At 64.6% G+C, this 15,154-nt stretch carries 21 protein-coding genes; 18 read left to right on the top strand and 3 right to left on the bottom strand.

The annotated features are described in order from the left end of the window. Positions 1-70 precede the first annotated feature (70 nt). From EN874_RS13800 to EN874_RS13765, 8 genes are all read left to right on the top strand, one after another. Positions 71-541 carry a nucleoside deaminase gene (locus EN874_RS13800; RefSeq protein WP_127425224.1) on the top strand — a complete coding sequence of 157 codons (471 nt, stop codon included), beginning with the start codon at positions 71-73 and terminating at the stop codon, positions 539-541. A gap of 130 nt (positions 542-671) precedes the next feature. Beyond that, a complete protein-coding gene (locus EN874_RS13795) occupies positions 672-995 on the top strand; it encodes a metalloregulator ArsR/SmtB family transcription factor (protein ID WP_127425223.1) in 324 nt (107 codons plus the stop codon). Then, entirely contained in the window at positions 992-1,402 is a 411-nt protein-coding gene (locus EN874_RS13790) for an SRPBCC domain-containing protein (protein ID WP_127425222.1), read from the top strand. Before EN874_RS13795 ends, EN874_RS13790 begins: the two co-directional genes overlap by 4 nt. Positions 1,403-1,478: 76 nt before the next feature. After that, the gene (locus EN874_RS13785; protein WP_127425221.1) at positions 1,479-1,871 is read left to right on the top strand and encodes a VOC family protein; all 393 of its coding nucleotides are present in this window, start codon (positions 1,479-1,481) and stop codon (positions 1,869-1,871) included. Positions 1,872-1,908: 37 nt separating this feature from the next. After that, entirely contained in the window at positions 1,909-2,136 is a 228-nt protein-coding gene (locus EN874_RS13780) for a hypothetical protein (protein ID WP_126087639.1), read from the top strand. Beyond that, positions 2,136-2,585: a DUF1801 domain-containing protein gene (locus tag EN874_RS13775; protein WP_245513556.1), complete on the top strand. Its 450-nt coding sequence runs from the start codon at positions 2,136-2,138 to the stop codon at positions 2,583-2,585. The genes EN874_RS13780 and EN874_RS13775 overlap by 1 nt, the downstream gene beginning before the upstream one ends. Positions 2,586-2,663: 78 nt before the next feature. Further along, positions 2,664-3,062: a DUF1801 domain-containing protein gene (locus tag EN874_RS13770; protein ID WP_127425219.1), complete on the top strand. Its 399-nt coding sequence runs from the start codon at positions 2,664-2,666 to the stop codon at positions 3,060-3,062. Between the two features lie 342 nt (positions 3,063-3,404). Further along, positions 3,405-5,891, top strand: coding sequence for an EAL domain-containing protein (locus EN874_RS13765; RefSeq protein WP_127425218.1), 2,487 nt, complete (start codon positions 3,405-3,407; stop codon positions 5,889-5,891). Between the two features lie 30 nt (positions 5,892-5,921). On the opposite strand, the gene EN874_RS13760 is transcribed toward EN874_RS13765, so the two are convergent. Both EN874_RS13760 and EN874_RS13755 read right to left on the bottom strand, forming a co-directional pair. Beyond that, positions 5,922-6,485, bottom strand: a complete 564-nt coding sequence (locus tag EN874_RS13760; protein ID WP_168247484.1) for a GNAT family N-acetyltransferase — start codon at positions 6,483-6,485, stop codon at positions 5,922-5,924. Positions 6,486-6,600: 115 nt separating this feature from the next. Next, positions 6,601-6,831, bottom strand: coding sequence for a YdeI/OmpD-associated family protein (locus EN874_RS13755; protein ID WP_127425216.1), 231 nt, complete (start codon positions 6,829-6,831; stop codon positions 6,601-6,603). A 142-nt stretch (positions 6,832-6,973) separates the two neighbouring features. Here EN874_RS13755 and EN874_RS13750 point away from each other — a divergent pair, with 142 nt between their 5' ends. After that, complete coding sequence (locus tag EN874_RS13750; protein ID WP_127425215.1) at positions 6,974-7,429, top strand: DUF2214 family protein; 456 nt, start codon at positions 6,974-6,976, stop codon at positions 7,427-7,429. Here EN874_RS13750 and nth read toward each other — a convergent pair. Then, on the bottom strand, positions 7,423-8,229 hold the full coding sequence (gene nth / locus EN874_RS13745) for an endonuclease III (protein ID WP_127425214.1): 807 nt from the start codon (positions 8,227-8,229) through the stop codon (positions 7,423-7,425). The genes EN874_RS13750 and nth overlap by 7 nt on opposite strands. Before the next feature lie 22 nt (positions 8,230-8,251). Here nth and EN874_RS13740 point away from each other — a divergent pair, with 22 nt between their 5' ends. The 9 genes from EN874_RS13740 to EN874_RS13700 all read left to right on the top strand — a co-directional run bounded on the left by EN874_RS13740 (position 8,252) and on the right by EN874_RS13700 (position 15,015). After that, positions 8,252-8,746: a DUF2244 domain-containing protein gene (locus EN874_RS13740; protein WP_127425213.1), complete on the top strand. Its 495-nt coding sequence runs from the start codon at positions 8,252-8,254 to the stop codon at positions 8,744-8,746. 127 nt (positions 8,747-8,873) lie between these two features. Then, complete coding sequence (locus EN874_RS13735; protein ID WP_168247483.1) at positions 8,874-9,779, top strand: bifunctional helix-turn-helix domain-containing protein/methylated-DNA--[protein]-cysteine S-methyltransferase; 906 nt, start codon at positions 8,874-8,876, stop codon at positions 9,777-9,779. Between the two features lie 237 nt (positions 9,780-10,016). Next, entirely contained in the window at positions 10,017-10,487 is a 471-nt protein-coding gene (locus EN874_RS13730) for a hypothetical protein (RefSeq protein ID WP_127425212.1), read from the top strand. Between the two features lie 32 nt (positions 10,488-10,519). Next, a complete protein-coding gene (locus EN874_RS13725) occupies positions 10,520-10,903 on the top strand; it encodes a hypothetical protein (RefSeq protein WP_245513570.1) in 384 nt (127 codons plus the stop codon). Further along, positions 10,870-11,400, top strand: a complete 531-nt coding sequence (locus EN874_RS13720; protein ID WP_127425210.1) for a hypothetical protein — start codon at positions 10,870-10,872, stop codon at positions 11,398-11,400. Before EN874_RS13725 ends, EN874_RS13720 begins: the two co-directional genes overlap by 34 nt. Beyond that, positions 11,375-11,857 (top strand): hypothetical protein, encoded by a 483-nt coding sequence (locus tag EN874_RS13715; RefSeq protein WP_126087629.1) that lies wholly within the window; start codon positions 11,375-11,377, stop codon positions 11,855-11,857. Before EN874_RS13720 ends, EN874_RS13715 begins: the two co-directional genes overlap by 26 nt. A 90-nt stretch (positions 11,858-11,947) precedes the next feature. Continuing rightward, entirely contained in the window at positions 11,948-12,850 is a 903-nt protein-coding gene (locus tag EN874_RS13710) for a ribokinase (RefSeq protein WP_127425209.1), read from the top strand. Between the two features lie 5 nt (positions 12,851-12,855). Continuing rightward, positions 12,856-14,307 (top strand): amidase, encoded by a 1,452-nt coding sequence (locus EN874_RS13705; protein WP_127425208.1) that lies wholly within the window; start codon positions 12,856-12,858, stop codon positions 14,305-14,307. 93 nt (positions 14,308-14,400) lie between these two features. Then, positions 14,401-15,015: a LysE family translocator gene (locus EN874_RS13700; protein ID WP_127425207.1), complete on the top strand. Its 615-nt coding sequence runs from the start codon at positions 14,401-14,403 to the stop codon at positions 15,013-15,015. The last annotated feature ends 139 nt before the right edge of the window (positions 15,016-15,154 follow it).

Genomic DNA, 15,154 nt, shown 5'->3' with positions numbered 1-15,154 from the left:
TCTTGCCAATCGCGTCCCCTGGCAGCAATCTCGGCTCGAAAGCCGCTCGTCGGCGCGGTAGGTTTTTGCCATGACCCGCGATCAGATGCTCGCCCACCTCCGATCCGCCGACGCCGTCGCGCGCGAGGCGGCGACTCACGGGCATCATCCGTTCGGTGCGGTTCTGGTCGGCCCCGACGACGCGATCCTGATGCGCCAAGGCAATATCGACACCGTGCATCACGCCGAGACCGAACTCGCGCGACGCGCGGCGGCTGCCTATTCGCCGGCGTTTCTATGGACCTGCACGCTGGTCTCGACCGGCGAGCCCTGCGCGATGTGCACCGGAACGCTCTACTGGGCGAATATCGGCCGGCTGGTCTACGGCTTCGAGGAGACCGACCTTCTCGCGCTGACCGGGGACCACGCGGAAAATCCGACGATGAGCCTCGCTTCCCGCACCGTGCTCGGCTCCGGCCAGAAAAAGATCGAGGTCTTCGGCCCCTTTCCGGAAATCGCGGACGAGCTGCTCGCACCGCACCGCGATTTCTGGAAGCGATGAGCCAGACGCTGCGGCACGGGACGGCGTCCGCAACAAAGCCGTGAGGAGGATGCCGCTCCACCCTTCCGCTTGACTCACACATATCTCAATGGTTATAGATCAATCAATAGCCAACGAGTTATCGATCCCGATGCCGGCCACGCACGATATGCTCTTCCGGACGCTTGCCGATCCGACGAGGCGCGCCATTTTTGAGCGTCTGTGCCGTCAAGGCGAGCAGACGGTCGGGGCGCTGACGGCCGAGGCCGGTGTCTCGCAGCCGGCGGTGTCGAAGCATCTCGGCCTGCTCAAGGAAGCCGGGCTGGTGCGCGACCGCCATGAGGGCCGGCAGACCCACTACAGCGCGCAGCTTGCAGCGCTTGCGCCGCTGATGGATTGGACGCGCGAGATGGCGGGGTTTTGGGAAAGCCGGTTCGATGATCTCGAGGATCTGCTGAAGAGGATGGATCAATGAACGATATGCCGGCCGGAACGCGCTGCGTCGTCGTCGAGCGCGAGATTCCCTATCCGCCGGAAAAGATCTGGCGGGCGCTGACCCAACCGCATCTCATCGAGGAGTGGCTGATGAAGAACAACTTCAAGCCGGTCGTGGACCATCGTTTCGAGCTGAGCGCCGACTGGGGCGGCGTCGAGTGCCAAGTCCAGACCGTCGAGCCCAACAAGACGCTGTCCTACACCTGGGACACCAAGGATCTGGAGAGCGTCGTCACCTGGACGCTCACCCCGACAGGCACCGGCACCCACCTGCGCATGGAGCAGACAGGCTTCCGGACAGATCAGGAGCCGTATTTCCGGGGTGCCACCGTTGGCTGGCCGAGGTTCTTTGCGGCGCTGGAAGAGGTGCTGGCGCGGATCGACTGAGGTCGCGTCGAAGGTTCAGAAACGCGGAAACTGTTGGCGGGTGGCAACCTGCGGGCGCGAGCAATGGAGACATGCCATGAAGATCAAGCTGACAAGCATCTATGTCGACGACCAGGAGAAGGCCCTTGGCTTCTACACCGACGTGCTGGGCTTCGCCAAGAAATCCGATTTCACCAACGGGCCGTTTCGCTGGCTGACGGTCGCCTCGCCGGAAGACCCGGACGGCACCGAGCTGCAGCTGGCGCTGAACGACAATCCGGCGGCAAGGATCTACCAGCAGGCCATTTTCAAGCAGGGCCAGCCGGCGCTCATGCTGTTCACCGACGACATCAAGGGCGACCACGAGCGCATCACGGCAAATGGCGGCAGCTTCGCCATGGCGCCGACCGAGGTGACCGGCTCGACCATCGCGCAGCTCAACGACACCTGCGGCAATCTCATCCAGATCACGCAGCTGGCGCGCTGGTAAGGCAGACGTTTCATTGGTTCTCTCAAAGGAGGCAGCATTGGACTGGAGCAAGTGGATCAGGCAGCTGCATCGCTGGCTGTCGATCGTCTTTACCGTGACCGTGATCGCCAACTTCGTCGCCATGGCATTGGGCGAGCCTCCCGCCTGGGTGGTCTATTCGCCGCTCCTGCCGCTTTTCCTGCTGCTGTTCAGCGGCCTTTACATGTTCGTGCTGCCCTATGCCGCAAGATGGCGCGGCGCGCGCGAGCGGGTGGAATCGGCCTGATGGCGAAGGCGAAATCGCCGAAGGTTGCCGCCGGCGGCTCGAGCGCGAAGCCCGTGCTGCTTTCAGGCGGCAACCCGCAGATCGCCAAGGGCTATGGCGACGCTCCCGTGCAAGCCTATATCGCGGCGATGCCGGGCTGGAAGAGCGAAGTCGGACGCCGGCTCGACCAACTCATCATGCAGGCCGTTCCCGGCGTCCAGAAGGCCGTCAAATGGAACTCGCCGTTTTACGGGATGGAAGGCGAAGGCTGGTTTCTCGGCATTCACTGTTTCACCAGATACATCAAGGTGGCCTTCCTTCGCGGCATGTCGCTCAAGCCGGTGCCGCCCGGAGAGTCCAAGAGCAAGGACACGCGCTATTTTCATATCCATGAGGACGACCAGCTCGACGAAGCGCAATTCGTCTCCTGGGTGAAACAGGCAAGCCAATTGCCTGGCGAACGAATGTAGGCGAATTATCGATCAAGCGCGCTTCGCCTGAAGAGGCACCATTGCGATCCATTTATCCAGCATGGGAGGAGAACAGATATGGAGAAAAGCGGATCGCCGGGAAGCAAGTCTCCTTCCGAACTCATCGATGGCCGTATCGCGGAATTGGGCGATTGGCGGGGCCAGATGCTTGGCCGGCTGCGCGCCTTGATCAAGCAGGCCGATCCTGATGTCAGCGAAGAGTGGAAATGGCGCGGCGTGCCGGTCTGGGAGGACGCCGGCATGATCTGCACCGGCGAGACCTACAAGGCGGTCGTCAAGCTGACTTTCGCCAAGGGCGCGGCGCTGCCGGATCCCTTACGCCTCTTCAACTCCAGCCTCGAAGGCAACACAAGGCGCGCCATCGATTTTCGCGAAGGCGAGGAGATCGACGAGGAAGCGTTGAAGGCTCTCGTGCGTGCAGCGGCGGCCCTGAACAGATCCAAGGCCAAACGCTGACCGACGGAACCTGCCGGGCGTCCGTCCATCGTCGTTCGTTTTGGCGAGCATGGCTCGCGGGCTCGCGAAAATCGCAGTCTCCGGATATTCGACGCGGAATACCGCCGCGCGGACGATTTCAGCGTTTAAACATCCGTACGACGCGGCGTAAGCCGCAACTTGCTTGTCGAAGAATTTCGAAAATAAATACTGCGCGAATTCATCGGCCGTTAAGCCAGGCACGCTATCTGGATTGCTGTCGCCAATTGCCGGCAGACATGAGGGGAACACCATCGTCTCAACCGACGGATGAACCGGCCGGACAGACGCCGACGGGGTTACGGCAAGCTCCATGGGAATGCGATGAAGCTCTCATCGACGGATGCCAGCCCGCGCCTCATCGGGCTGGTCTGGCCTTTCATTGTGGTCGTCCTTATCCAGGCACTGGTGGCCAGTCTCAGCCTCTACACGCTGTCGGCCGTTCGCGCCTATGTCGGCGGCGAGAGCCAATGGTCGAAAGGCCAGAAGCAAGCCATCTATTTCCTCAGCCTCTATGCCGACACCGGCAAGCCGGAGTATTTCCGCGAATACCGCCAGGCCATTGCCGTGCCGCTCGCCGATCGCTCGGCCAGGCTCGCGCTTGAAAGGACCGACCCCGACACGAGCGCCGCGCGATTGGGCTTCCTCGGCGGCAACAACCATGCCGACGACATTGCGGGCATGATCTGGCTGTTCCAGAATTTCCGCGGCGTGAGCTATCTCGACGCCGCCATCCGCCGCTGGACGGAGGCCGACGAGATGATCCTCGCCATCGACAGGCTCGGCGATGACATGCACGCAAGCCTCGAACAGGGGGCAGCCTCGCAGGCGCAGATCAGCGCCTGGAAAGCCGACATCCACCAGCTCGACCACCGGATCGGCCCCCTGTCCAAGGCCTTTTCCGAAAGCCTTGGCGAAGGCTCGCGCTTCATCAAGATGGCGCTCACGGCAGCCAACCTCGTCACCGCGGCTCTGCTTATCCTGCTGGCGGTATGGCGCACTCGCAAGCTGATGGCGCAGCGCCAGGCATTCCGCAGCGCCTTGAACGCCGAGCGCGAACGCGCCCAGGTCACGCTGGCCTCGATCGGCCAGGCGGTCATCAGCACCGATGCGGCGGGGCGGCTCGATTACATGAATGCCGTCGCCGAACGCCTGCTCGCCTGCCCCCTCGGCGCCGCTAAGGGCAAGCCTGCCGCCTCGCTGTTCAGGTTGATCGACAAGGATAGCGGGGTGGAGGAAACGGACCTGATTCCGCGCCTCCTGGCCGGCGAGCCGCGCCGCTCCAACGTGCGGCCGCAACTCCTGGAACGCCCCGATCGCTCTGTCGTGCCTGTCGCGCTCAACGGCGCGCCGCTCAGCGTCTCCGGCAAGATCGTCGGCGCGGTTCTCGCCCTGCACGACATGACCCGCGAGCAGGACTTCATCGAGCGTCTGTCATGGCAGGCGTCGCACGATGCGCTCACCGGTCTCACCAATCGCCGCGACTTCGAGAGCCGGCTTGCAGGCGCGATTTCCCAGCCGCCGGAAAAACCGCGCGTCCATGCGCTGATGTATCTCGACCTTGACCAGTTCAAGCTGGTCAACGACACCTGCGGCCACGCAGCGGGCGATCAACTGCTGCGCCAGATTTCCGTATTGCTCCTGAGCGAATTGCCCACCGGCGACATTCTGGCCAGGCTCGGCGGCGACGAGTTCGGCGTGCTGCTGTTCGATTGCGACAGCTGTTCCGCCATCGCCACGGCGGAGCGGCTGCGCGCCACCGTCCAGGATCTGCATTTTTCCTGGGAAGGCAGGCCCTTCAACATCAGCGTCAGCGTCGGCATGGTCGAGATCGCCGATAGCGGAATGTCGCTGGAGGAGGTGCTGCGCGCCGCCGATGTCGCCTGCTACATGGCCAAGGAAAAGGGACGCAACCGCGTCCAGCGCCACAGCGACAGCGACAGCGCGCTGCGCCAGCGCTTCGGCGAGATGGCCTGGGTCCAGCGCCTGCATGCCGCCCTCGAGGAGGACCAATTCAGGCTGCATGCGCAGGAAATTGGCCCACTGAACGAGAATATCGACGAGGCGGGCGCTCATATCGAGATCCTTCTCAGGCTGACCGGCGAGGACGGCAACTACGTCACGCCGCAAAGCTTCATTCCGGCGGCGGAACGTTACGGGCTGATGCCGTCGATCGACCGCTGGGTCGTGCGCAACACGTTCAGAACGCTGGCGGCCAGAATTGCCGACCCGCGCGCCACGCCGATATCCACCTGCGCCATCAATCTCTCCGGCGCAAGTTTCGGCGACGAGAATTTCCTCGGCTTCATGCGCGAGCAGTTCGCGGCCTACGGCATCGCGCCCGGGACGATCTGCCTGGAGATCACCGAGACCAGCGCCATTGCCAACCTGACCGAGGCGATGCGCTTCATCGCCGACCTGCGCGGCCTCGGCTGCCGCTTCGCGCTCGACGATTTCGGCTCCGGCATGTCGTCCTTCGCCTATCTGAAGCACCTGCCGGTTGACTACCTCAAGATCGACGGCAGCTTCGTCAAGGACATGCTGGACGACCGGATCGACCGCGCCATGGTCGAGATGATCCACCACATCGGCAAGGTGACGGGAAAACGCACGATCGCCGAATTCGTCGAAAGCCAGGGCATCATCGAGGCCTTGCGGACGATCGGTGTGGACCACGCACAGGGCTATGCAGTCGCGAGACCCCAGCCGTTCGATGCGACCACGTTCCTGCGCGGTAGGCGGATCGATCGCGGTGCGGAGGCGGACGCCTGGGAGGATCTGGCGCAGACGTTGCGCCGCAAGGCCGGCTGACGCGGCCCGCGGTTCCCTCCCGCCTGGCACCTACGCTCCAGGCTCGCCTCCGGCCCACCGCTCCAGCAGGATCGTCGGCTTGTCGTGATAGCTGGTCCGCAGGATTTCGCGATAGCCGTTCTTCTCTGCCACCTTGAGCGAAGCGCCGTTGTCGGGATCGATGATGCAGACCGTCCTGGCTCGCCCGAACATCACGTCTCCCCAGGCGACGATGCGGCCGACGACTTCGCTTGCCAGTCCCTGGCCATGTGCGGTCGACGCCAGTGCCCAGCCGGCTTCCGGCACACCTTCGATCGAGGGCTCGATCTCGCGCTTCAGATCATGGAACCCGGCCTCGCCGATGAAGTGGCCTGTCGCCTTGTCCTCTATCGCCCAGAACCCATAGCCAAGCAGCGACCAGAGGCCGGCATGACGCAGGAAGCGCAACCAGCTTTCCTCGCGGGTGCGCGGCTTGCCGCCGATGAAGCGGGTGACCCCGGGGTCAGCCCACATGGCGACATAGGTCTCGAAATCGTCGAGCCGGTGCGCCCGCAGGATGGTCCGCGCCGTCTCCAGGATCGGCACGCCGGCTTCCCTTCTAATGCTCATGCCCATTCACCTCTGTTGAGGCGGAAGCGCTTAGCAAACCAGCATGTTCGAACAAGGGCCAGGATGGCTGGAGCCATCTTCCAGAGGCGAGCAAGGCTGGCAAAACGCCGGAGGACCGGCTTCAGCCGCGCCAGGCCATGTTCATGTAAACGCTGCCGAGCGCCAGCTCGTCGAGCATCTGGTCAAGCCGCTTCTGCCTCGTATCAGGGCGTTTGGCGTGGGCGATCCAGCCGAGATAGTCGTTCCGCTGATAATCCGGCCGCGCATCATAGGCGGCCGTAAGTCCCCGTTCCCCGAGTACGGCCCGAACGTCTTCAGGCATCGGATTGAGGGCGCGCTTCAGTCGGCTCATGGTTCAAAGCAATAGACTGCCGGCAGATGGCGTCAACGACGCTTATGGTCAGCTTGCGCGTATGGGATTCTGCCTCGCGATGCTACTTTGCAATTGCTGAAGACTGATTCAGCACTCGCGCTCTTCGACCAAAGGAAGAACCATGGAAACCACCGACCTTCTGCTGGCGATCGCCCATCACCTTCTGGTGTTCTCGCTGGCCGGCATCATCGGCGCCGAGTTCGTGCTGGTGCGCGGCGACCTGGGAGCGGCGACGCTCAAGCGCCTTGCCGGCATCGACCGCCACTACGGCATCATCGCGGCGCTGATCGTCATCGTTGGCATCTGCAGGGTGTTCTTCGGTCTGAAAGGCTGGGAGTTCTACGTCTACAACTGGGTGTTCTGGGCAAAGATGGCGGCCTTCATCATCGTGGGCCTGCTGTCGATTGTTCCCACGATGCGCTTCATCTCATGGAGCAGGCAGGCGAGCGGCAATCCCTCTTTCTCGGTGCCGGCGTCCGAACTCGCCTCGGTGAGGAACTATGTCCGCGCCGAGGGCTTCATCTTCCTGCTCATTCCTGTCTTTGCCGCGGCCATGGCGCGCTGCTACGGCTATTGAACCTCCGCAAGCGTCTCCTGCAGCGGGGCGATCGGCACCAGCGGCGCCGGCACGTCGGTGGTCTTTTCCCTGGATTTGCAGATGTCGGCGATCACGCAGGCCGGGCAGTCCGGCTTGCGCGCCTTGCAGACATAGCGTCCATGCAGGATCAGCCAGTGATGCGCGTGGCGCATATATTCGTCCGGGATGACCTTCAGGAGACCCTGCTCGACCTGTTCCGGCGTCTTGCCGGGCGCCAGCCCGATCCGATTGCCGATGCGGAAGATATGCGTGTCGACCGCCATCGTATGCTGGCCGAAGGCGACGTTGAGCACGACATTGGCAGTCTTGCGCCCGACGCCCGGCAGCTTGACCAGCTCGTCGCGGTCCTCCGGCACCTTGCCGGCATGGTCGTCGATCAGCGCCTTTGAGAGCGCGATCACGTTCTTGGCCTTGTTGCGCCAAAGCCCGATGGTGCGGATATAGTCGCCGACCTTGGCCTCGCCGAGCGCCAGCATCTTCTGCGGCGTATCGGCCGCCGCAAACAGCGGCTTCGTCGCCTTGTTGACGCCGGCATCGGTCGCCTGCGCCGACAACACCACCGCGATCAGCAGCGTGAAGGGATTGACGTAGTCGAGCTCGCCCTTCGGCTCCGGCCGCTGCACGGAAAAGCGCCGGAAAATCTCATGCACCTCGGCGGCAGTATAGAGCGAGCGCGGCCCGCGCTTCCGCGACGGCGCCTTTGCTTTCGCGCCGCCGCCTGAGGCGGAGGCTGACGGCTTTTTGACGGATGGGGAATTTTTGGACTTGGGAAGCGTCATTCCCTCCCTATAATATTCCCTCATGAGCGACACAAACGCCTCGTTCGAAGCCGACAAGCCGATTTTCGAGGCTTTGCTGACGCCGCATCGTTCCCTTGGCCGGACCGGTTTTTTGATCCTGATGGGAGCCCTCATATTCGGTTGGGCAGTCACCGGCGCGATCTTCCTGGCTCATGGCGCATGGCCGGTCTTCGGCTTCTTCGGATTGGATGTGATTGGCGTCTATGTCGCCTTCCGCATCAACTATCGCGCTGCACGCGCCCGCGAGGAAATATCGGTTTCGCGCACGCGTCTCGACATCCGCAAGACGGCGCCGTCGGGCCGTTTCGAGGATCATCGCTTCAACCCGTTCTGGACCCGGTTTTCGATCGCCCGCCACGCCGAGATCGGCATCACCCGGATGGCGGTCGAAGCGCAAGGCAGGAGCGTCTCGATCGGGTCTTTCCTCGACCCCGGCTCCCGCGAAAGTTTCGCGACTGCCTTTTCGCGCGCGCTGGCGACCGCCAAGGCGCGCTGAACCCGGCGTTTCAGAACCGACAACGCAACAGCCTGCCGACCTTGCGCGAGGCAAGTTTCGGGTGGTTGCGAAGCGCCGGAAGACCGATATTCGCGGTCAACGAGATATTGCCATGGGAGATATTGCCATGAACGCTCAGATGACCGTGAATACCCGGATGAAACCGTCAGCGATCCTGCAGAAAGACATCACGCCCGAAGGCAGCGACTACGAAGTCGTGCGCCGCGCCATCGAGAAGATCAGCCTCGACTATCGCGACCAGCCCTCGCTCGAGACCCTGGCCGAAGCCGTCGGCGAGACCCCGACCGGCCTGCAGAAACTGTTCACGCGCTGGGCCGGCCTTTCGCCCAAGGCTTTCCTGCAGGCCGTGACGCTTGACCATGCCCGCAGGTTGCTCGATTCCGGCATGCCGCTGCTGGAAACCTCGTTCGAGCTCGGCATGTCCGGCCCCGGCCGGCTGCACGACCTCTTCGTCACCCATGAGGCGATGTCGCCCGGCGACTACAAGACCCGCGGCGCCGGCCTCACCATCAGCTATGGCTACCACATCTCGCCCTTCGGCATCGCGCTCATCATGGTGACCGACCGTGGGCTCGCCGGCCTCGCCTTCTGCGATGCCGGCGGCGAGCGGGCCGCCTTCGCCGACATGTCCGGCCGCTGGCCGAACGCCAGCTACGTTGAGGATATGTCGGCCACCCAGCCCTACGCCGCGCGCGTCTTCGATCCGACGCTCTGGCGTGCCGACCAGCCGCTGCGCGTGGTGATGATCGGCACCGATTTCCAGCTGCGCGTCTGGGAGGCGCTGCTGCGCATCCCGATGGGCAAGGCCTCCACCTATTCCTCGATCGCGGCAAGCATCGGCCATCCCAGCGCCAGCCGGGCCGTCGGCGCGGCCGTCGGCGCCAATCCGATGTCCTTCGTCGTTCCTTGCCATCGCGCGCTCGGCAAGTCCGGCGCCCTGACGGGCTACCACTGGGGCCTGACGCGCAAGCGCGCCATCCTCGGCTGGGAAGCGGGACAGGCGGCGTCCTGAAACCTCGATTTTTCCGCCCACCATTGCGAAAAACCGTGGATCGGAATATAAGCAAGTATAATCGAAACAAACCGTCCGGTATGTCTGCGGAATGCAACCGGAGACAACCTCTGGTTTCGCCGGTTATATTGCAAGTTGCTTGCCGTTGTTATTCCACTTAACGCTAAATTAACCATGCCAAAGGGATGATGCCTCTATATTGAGCCGCACTCTCCGGCTCGAAAGAGGGGTCCCCCAATGAAGTTCTTTCGCGCCGTGGTGGCCGCGAGCCTGCTGGCCGCCTGCACCGGCCAGGCTGCGTCGGCAGCCACCGGGAACGTGCTGTTCAATGGCACTATCACCGCCACCTGCACGATCACGATCAACTCCAACGGCACGATGACCGTCAGCAGCAATCTCCAGTCGCTGAGCTCCCACAATGCCGGCGGTTCGGCCGGCAGCGCCCAGGTCGATACCACCGGCGGCGTCACGCTCAGCGTCGATCCGGTCACCACCACCACGGTGCCTGCCGCGGACACCACGGCCACGACATGGACCCCGACCTTCGCCACCTCCGGCGCGCAGACCATTGCAGAGACCGGCACCGCGACGGCGCTGACGGTACCGGGCACATCGACGGTGGCGGTCAATCTTGCCGGCACCAAGAGCGGCACGAACCGCTTCTCCGCCGGCAACTACCAGGCAACCGTGACGCTGCGCTGCGAATAGCCCTCTCGCGAAAGGAGCCGTCCTTGAGAACGATTGGAATCCTGGCGGCGGGGCTGATCGCCGTGCTGTCGCCCATCGCTGCGACGGGCCAGTCGATGACGCCGATGCGGGGCGAGGTGAGGTCCTTCACCGACGCCTTCGCGGTGCGGGTCTTCCCCGGCAACCCCTACGACCGGCGCATACGCGTCGAGATTCATGTCTATGACCAGGATTTCCAGCCGATCGACGCCAGGATCACGCCGAGCGCCTTCCTCCTGGCCGGCCAGGCGTCGCGTCCGGTTCTGGTGGTCGTCCCGTTCGACGGCGCCAACGAGCGTAAAGTGCGTATCTGTACCGAGAGTATCCCCTTTCCAAGCGAGCAGACGCAGATAAGGGCACAGATATGCGGAAAGTTCTTCGGGCATCGCAGGTTCTGACGCTTGCCCTGCTGCCCGCCTTGGCGGTCGCCAGTCAGGGGTTTGCCGAGGATATCCTGAACCTGAACCAGAACCAGACGGGTTTCACCTTGCCCGGCGTCACCCTGCCCCAGGGCCAGGACGAGGTTCATGCTTCCGATGGCACGACCTGCCGCTCGGCCGTTTCCGGCAGCGGCGCCTATCTGGATGTTGGCGTCATCCGCGGCAACAGCAACAGCCAGTCGAACAGCGACGTCGCCACTTACGGCCGCGTGGTGGTCCCGATCGGGCGGACACCGAAGCGCGTCGATTGCAGTCGCCTTTACGAACTCGAGGTCGAGCGTCTGCAGCTCGAGTTGAAGCTCCTCAAGATGGGCCTCGGCGCCGACGGCCAGACGGGGAGCGTGGCTGCCCCCGCCCCCGCGGCCGCCACCACCGCCGCATCAACTGGATGGGCCAACGAAGGCTGGAGCATCAGAGGCACAACCGGCAATGACAGGAAAAAGAAGAAGAAATAGCCGCGCGCTGATCGCGGCGGCAGTGCTTGCTGGCCTCTGCCTGCCGGCCCAGGCGGCGATCGTCGGCAGCTGCACCATTGTGATCGGCGCCTCGGGAACGATGAAAGCGAACCCGGCGATCAACATCTTCGGCTCCAGGCAGGCGGGCGGGTCGAGCGCCGGCGCCACCATCACCGCAAGCTCGCTTCTGTGCACGATCCTCAACCTGCTCGACTGCTATTCTGTGTCGGCTCCGCCACCGATCGCATTCAGCTCGGCGCCGAGCGGCGGCGACACGAACGTCACCTTTGACACCGTCTTCCGGCTCGACGGCTCGGGCACGGACATCCCGGGCAGCTCGCCGCAGCGGGTGATCAACGGCACCCACACCATCCAGGTCGACCTCACCGCCACCAAGTCGCCGGGTATCTTTCCGGCCGGTAACTATCAGGGCATGGTCACCGTGCGCTGCGAATGAAAGCGTGGCGGCTTACGCGAAACCCTTCAATGGGCTGGCAACCGGCACTCTTACGGGCTAGCTTCCCGCGCAGTCAGCAGGAGGCACTTCTTGATTATCGTTGTCGGCTCGATCAACCTCGATCTCATCGCCAATGTCGACCGCTTGCCGGAGCCCGGCGAGACGGTCCGCGGCTCCGGTTTCGCCACCGCGCCAGGCGGCAAGGGCGCCAATCAGGCTCTGGCCGCCGCCCGCGCCGGCGCCAAGGTGCGCATGGTGGGCGCCGTCGGCAAGGACAGCTTCGCCGCAGAGGCGCTGGCGTTGCTGAAAGCCGGCAATGTCGATCTCTCCGGCGTCGGCGAGAGCTTCGCCTCGACCGGCACGGCGCTGATCCTGGTCGGCGCCGACGGCGAGAACGTCATCGCCGTCGTGCCGGGCGCCAACGATTCGGTTCTGCCCGGCGACATTGCCAAGGCCTATCTGAAGAAAGGCGATGTCGTGCTCTTGCAGCATGAGATCCCGCTGCAGACTGTGGAAGCGGCGCTCGACGCCGGGCGCGCGGCAGGCGCCGTCAGCGTGCTCAACACCGCGCCTTTCCGCGCCGAGGCCTCCGGTTTCCTCGGCAGGGCCGACTACGCCGTCGCCAACGAGACCGAGTTCGACCTCTATGGCGAGGCGCTGGCGCTCTCCGGGCGCGACCGGCAGGCCCGGATGCGCGACTATGCCCAGAAGACCGGCCGCGTGATCGTCGTCACGCTCGGCGGCGACGGCGTGCTGGCCGCCACGCCCGACCATTTCCTCACCGTCCCGGCGCTCAAGATCACCCCGGTCGACACGGTCGGCGCCGGCGACACTTTTTGCGGCTATTTCGGCGCCGGCCTGGCGTCCGGCCTTGCGCTCGAAGAGGCGCTCATGCGCGCCGCGGCCGCCGGCTCGCTCGCCTGCCTGAAGCCTGGCGCGCAGCCGGCGATCCCGTTGGCAAAGGACGTCGACGCCGCCCTGGCCGCGCGGTGACGGCGATGCGTCCGTCGACGAAACATGCCGTGCCGCCTGCCGGCGACATCTGCCGCCTGTCCGCGATCGATCTTGCCCAGGCCATCCGGCAGCGGCGCCTGTCGGTGCGCGAAGTCGTCAATGCCTTTCTCGACCGCATCGAGGCCGTGAACCCGCTGGTCAACGCCATCGTGTCGCTGCGCGAGCGCGCCGGCATCCTGGCGGAAGCCGAAAGGGCCGATGCCCATCTGGCTGAGGGCGGCGCGACCGGATCGCTGTTCGGGCTGCCCATCGCCATCAAGGACCTGGCCCTGACCAAGGGCCTGAGGACCAGTTTCGGCTCGCCGATCTTCGCCGATTTTGTCCCGCAGGAGGACGATTTCTTCGTCGAGCGCCTGCGCAAGGCCGGCGCCATCATCATCGGCAAAACCAATGTCCCGGAGTTCGGCCTGGGCTCCAACACCTACAATCCGGTCTTCGGCCCGACGCTCAACGCCTTCGATCCGGCGCTCACCGCCGGCGGCTCGAGCGGCGGCGCGGCGGTGGCGCTGGCGCTCGACATGCTGCCCGTCGCCGACGGCAGCGACTTCGGCGGTTCGCTGCGCAATCCGGCCGCCTACAACAACGTCTATGGCTTCCGCCCGTCTCAGGGGCTGGTGCCCGCCGGCCCCGACATCGACGTCTTCCACGCCCAGATGGGCGTCGAAGGGCCGATGGGCCGGAACATCGCCGACATCGCGCTGCTGCTCGACGAGCAGGCCGGCTATCATCCGCGCGCGCCGCTGTCGCATCACAAGCAGGGTTCCTTCCTCGAAGGTTTGGGCACAAAAGCCGCCGGCGGCCGCATCGCCTGGCTCGGCGATCTCGGCGGCCACCTGCCGATGGAGCAAGGCATCCTCGATCTCTGCGAAGCCGCCCTTGCCCGCTTCGCCGAGGCATCCTTCCATGCCGAGGCGCTGGTGCCGGATTTCGACTTCGAGGCGTTGTGGCAGGCTTTCGTGACGCTGCGCCAGGCAAGCAGCGGCTGCGGACTGAAGGCGCATTATGACGATCCGGAAAAACGCAGGCTGCTGAAGCCGGAAGCGGTTTGGGAAGTCGAGCAGGCGATGCGCCTCAGCGCGCCTCAGGTCCACGCCGCCACAGTCCGGCGCTCCTCATGGCACAGGACGCTGCTGTCGCTGTTCGAGCGCTTCGACCTCATCGTCCTGCCGACCGCGCAGGTCTTCGCTTTCGAGGTCGCCACCCACTGGCCGCGCGAGGTCGCGGGGCGGGCCATGGACAGCTATCACCGCTGGATGCAGGTCTCCGCCTTTGCCACGCTGGGCGGCTGCCCGGCGCTCAACGTCCCGGTCGGCTTCGACGACAAGAGCCGGCCGATGGGCATGCAGCTGATCGGCCGTCCGCGAGGCGATCTCGCCGTGCTCAAGGCCGGCGCCGCCTATGAGGCGACGCTGCCATGGCCGGCGGGGGCCGGCTGACAGACCGCGCGGCTCGGCCAGCTTGCACCGGCGCCAACTCCGTGCATTGATCGCGCTTCGCCCAAGTCGGTGCCATCCTGTTCGAGGGAAACCATGTCGCTGGAACTTTACGCCACCTATGTCGTTGCCTGCGTCGTCATCATCCTGGTGCCGGGCCCGACGGTCACGCTGATCATCGCCAACAGCATGCGCCACGGCTCGCGCGCCGGGCTTGCCAATGTCGCCGGCACCCAGGCCGGCCTCGCCATCATGATCGCCATCGTCGGCATCGGCCTCAACACGCTGATCGCCGGCATGGGCCACTGGTTCGAATGGGTGCGGCTGATCGGCGCCGCCTACCTGATCTGGATGGGCGTGCAGATGTTTCGTTCGAAGGGCACGCTGAACCCCGATGGATCGGCCAGGAAGCCGCGCGGCGGCTTCTTCCTGCAAGGTTTCCTCGTGGCGATCTCCAATCCGAAGACGCTTGTTTTCTTCGGCGCCTTCCTCCCGCAGTTCATCGCGCCGCAGGGCAATTACACGCTGCAGATCGTGGTCATGGGCCTGACCGCGATGGTCTTCGCCGCCATGTCGGATTCGACCTACGCGCTTGCCGCCGGCCGCGCCGGCCGCATTCTGTCGGCGAGCCGCGTGAAGCTCATGTCCAGGGTCAGCGGCAGCTTCCTGGTCGGCGGCGGGCTGTGGCTGGCGTTCTCGAAGGCGAAGTAAGCGCCTCTCCCACCTTCCCCCCTTGTGGGAGAAGGTGGCCGAGCGAAGCTCGGTCGGATGAGGGCTGTTGGACGGAGTGAGGCGTTGAGTTTCTTCCAACACCCCTCATCCGTCTCGGCGCTTCGCGCCGATCCACCTT

It is taken from the genome of Mesorhizobium sp. M1D.F.Ca.ET.231.01.1.1 (genome assembly GCF_003999155.2).
Taxonomy (GTDB): Bacteria; Pseudomonadota; Alphaproteobacteria; order Rhizobiales; family Rhizobiaceae; genus Mesorhizobium.
Note: the sequence above shows the minus strand (reverse complement) of the source record. Positions and strands in the feature narration are given on the sequence as shown.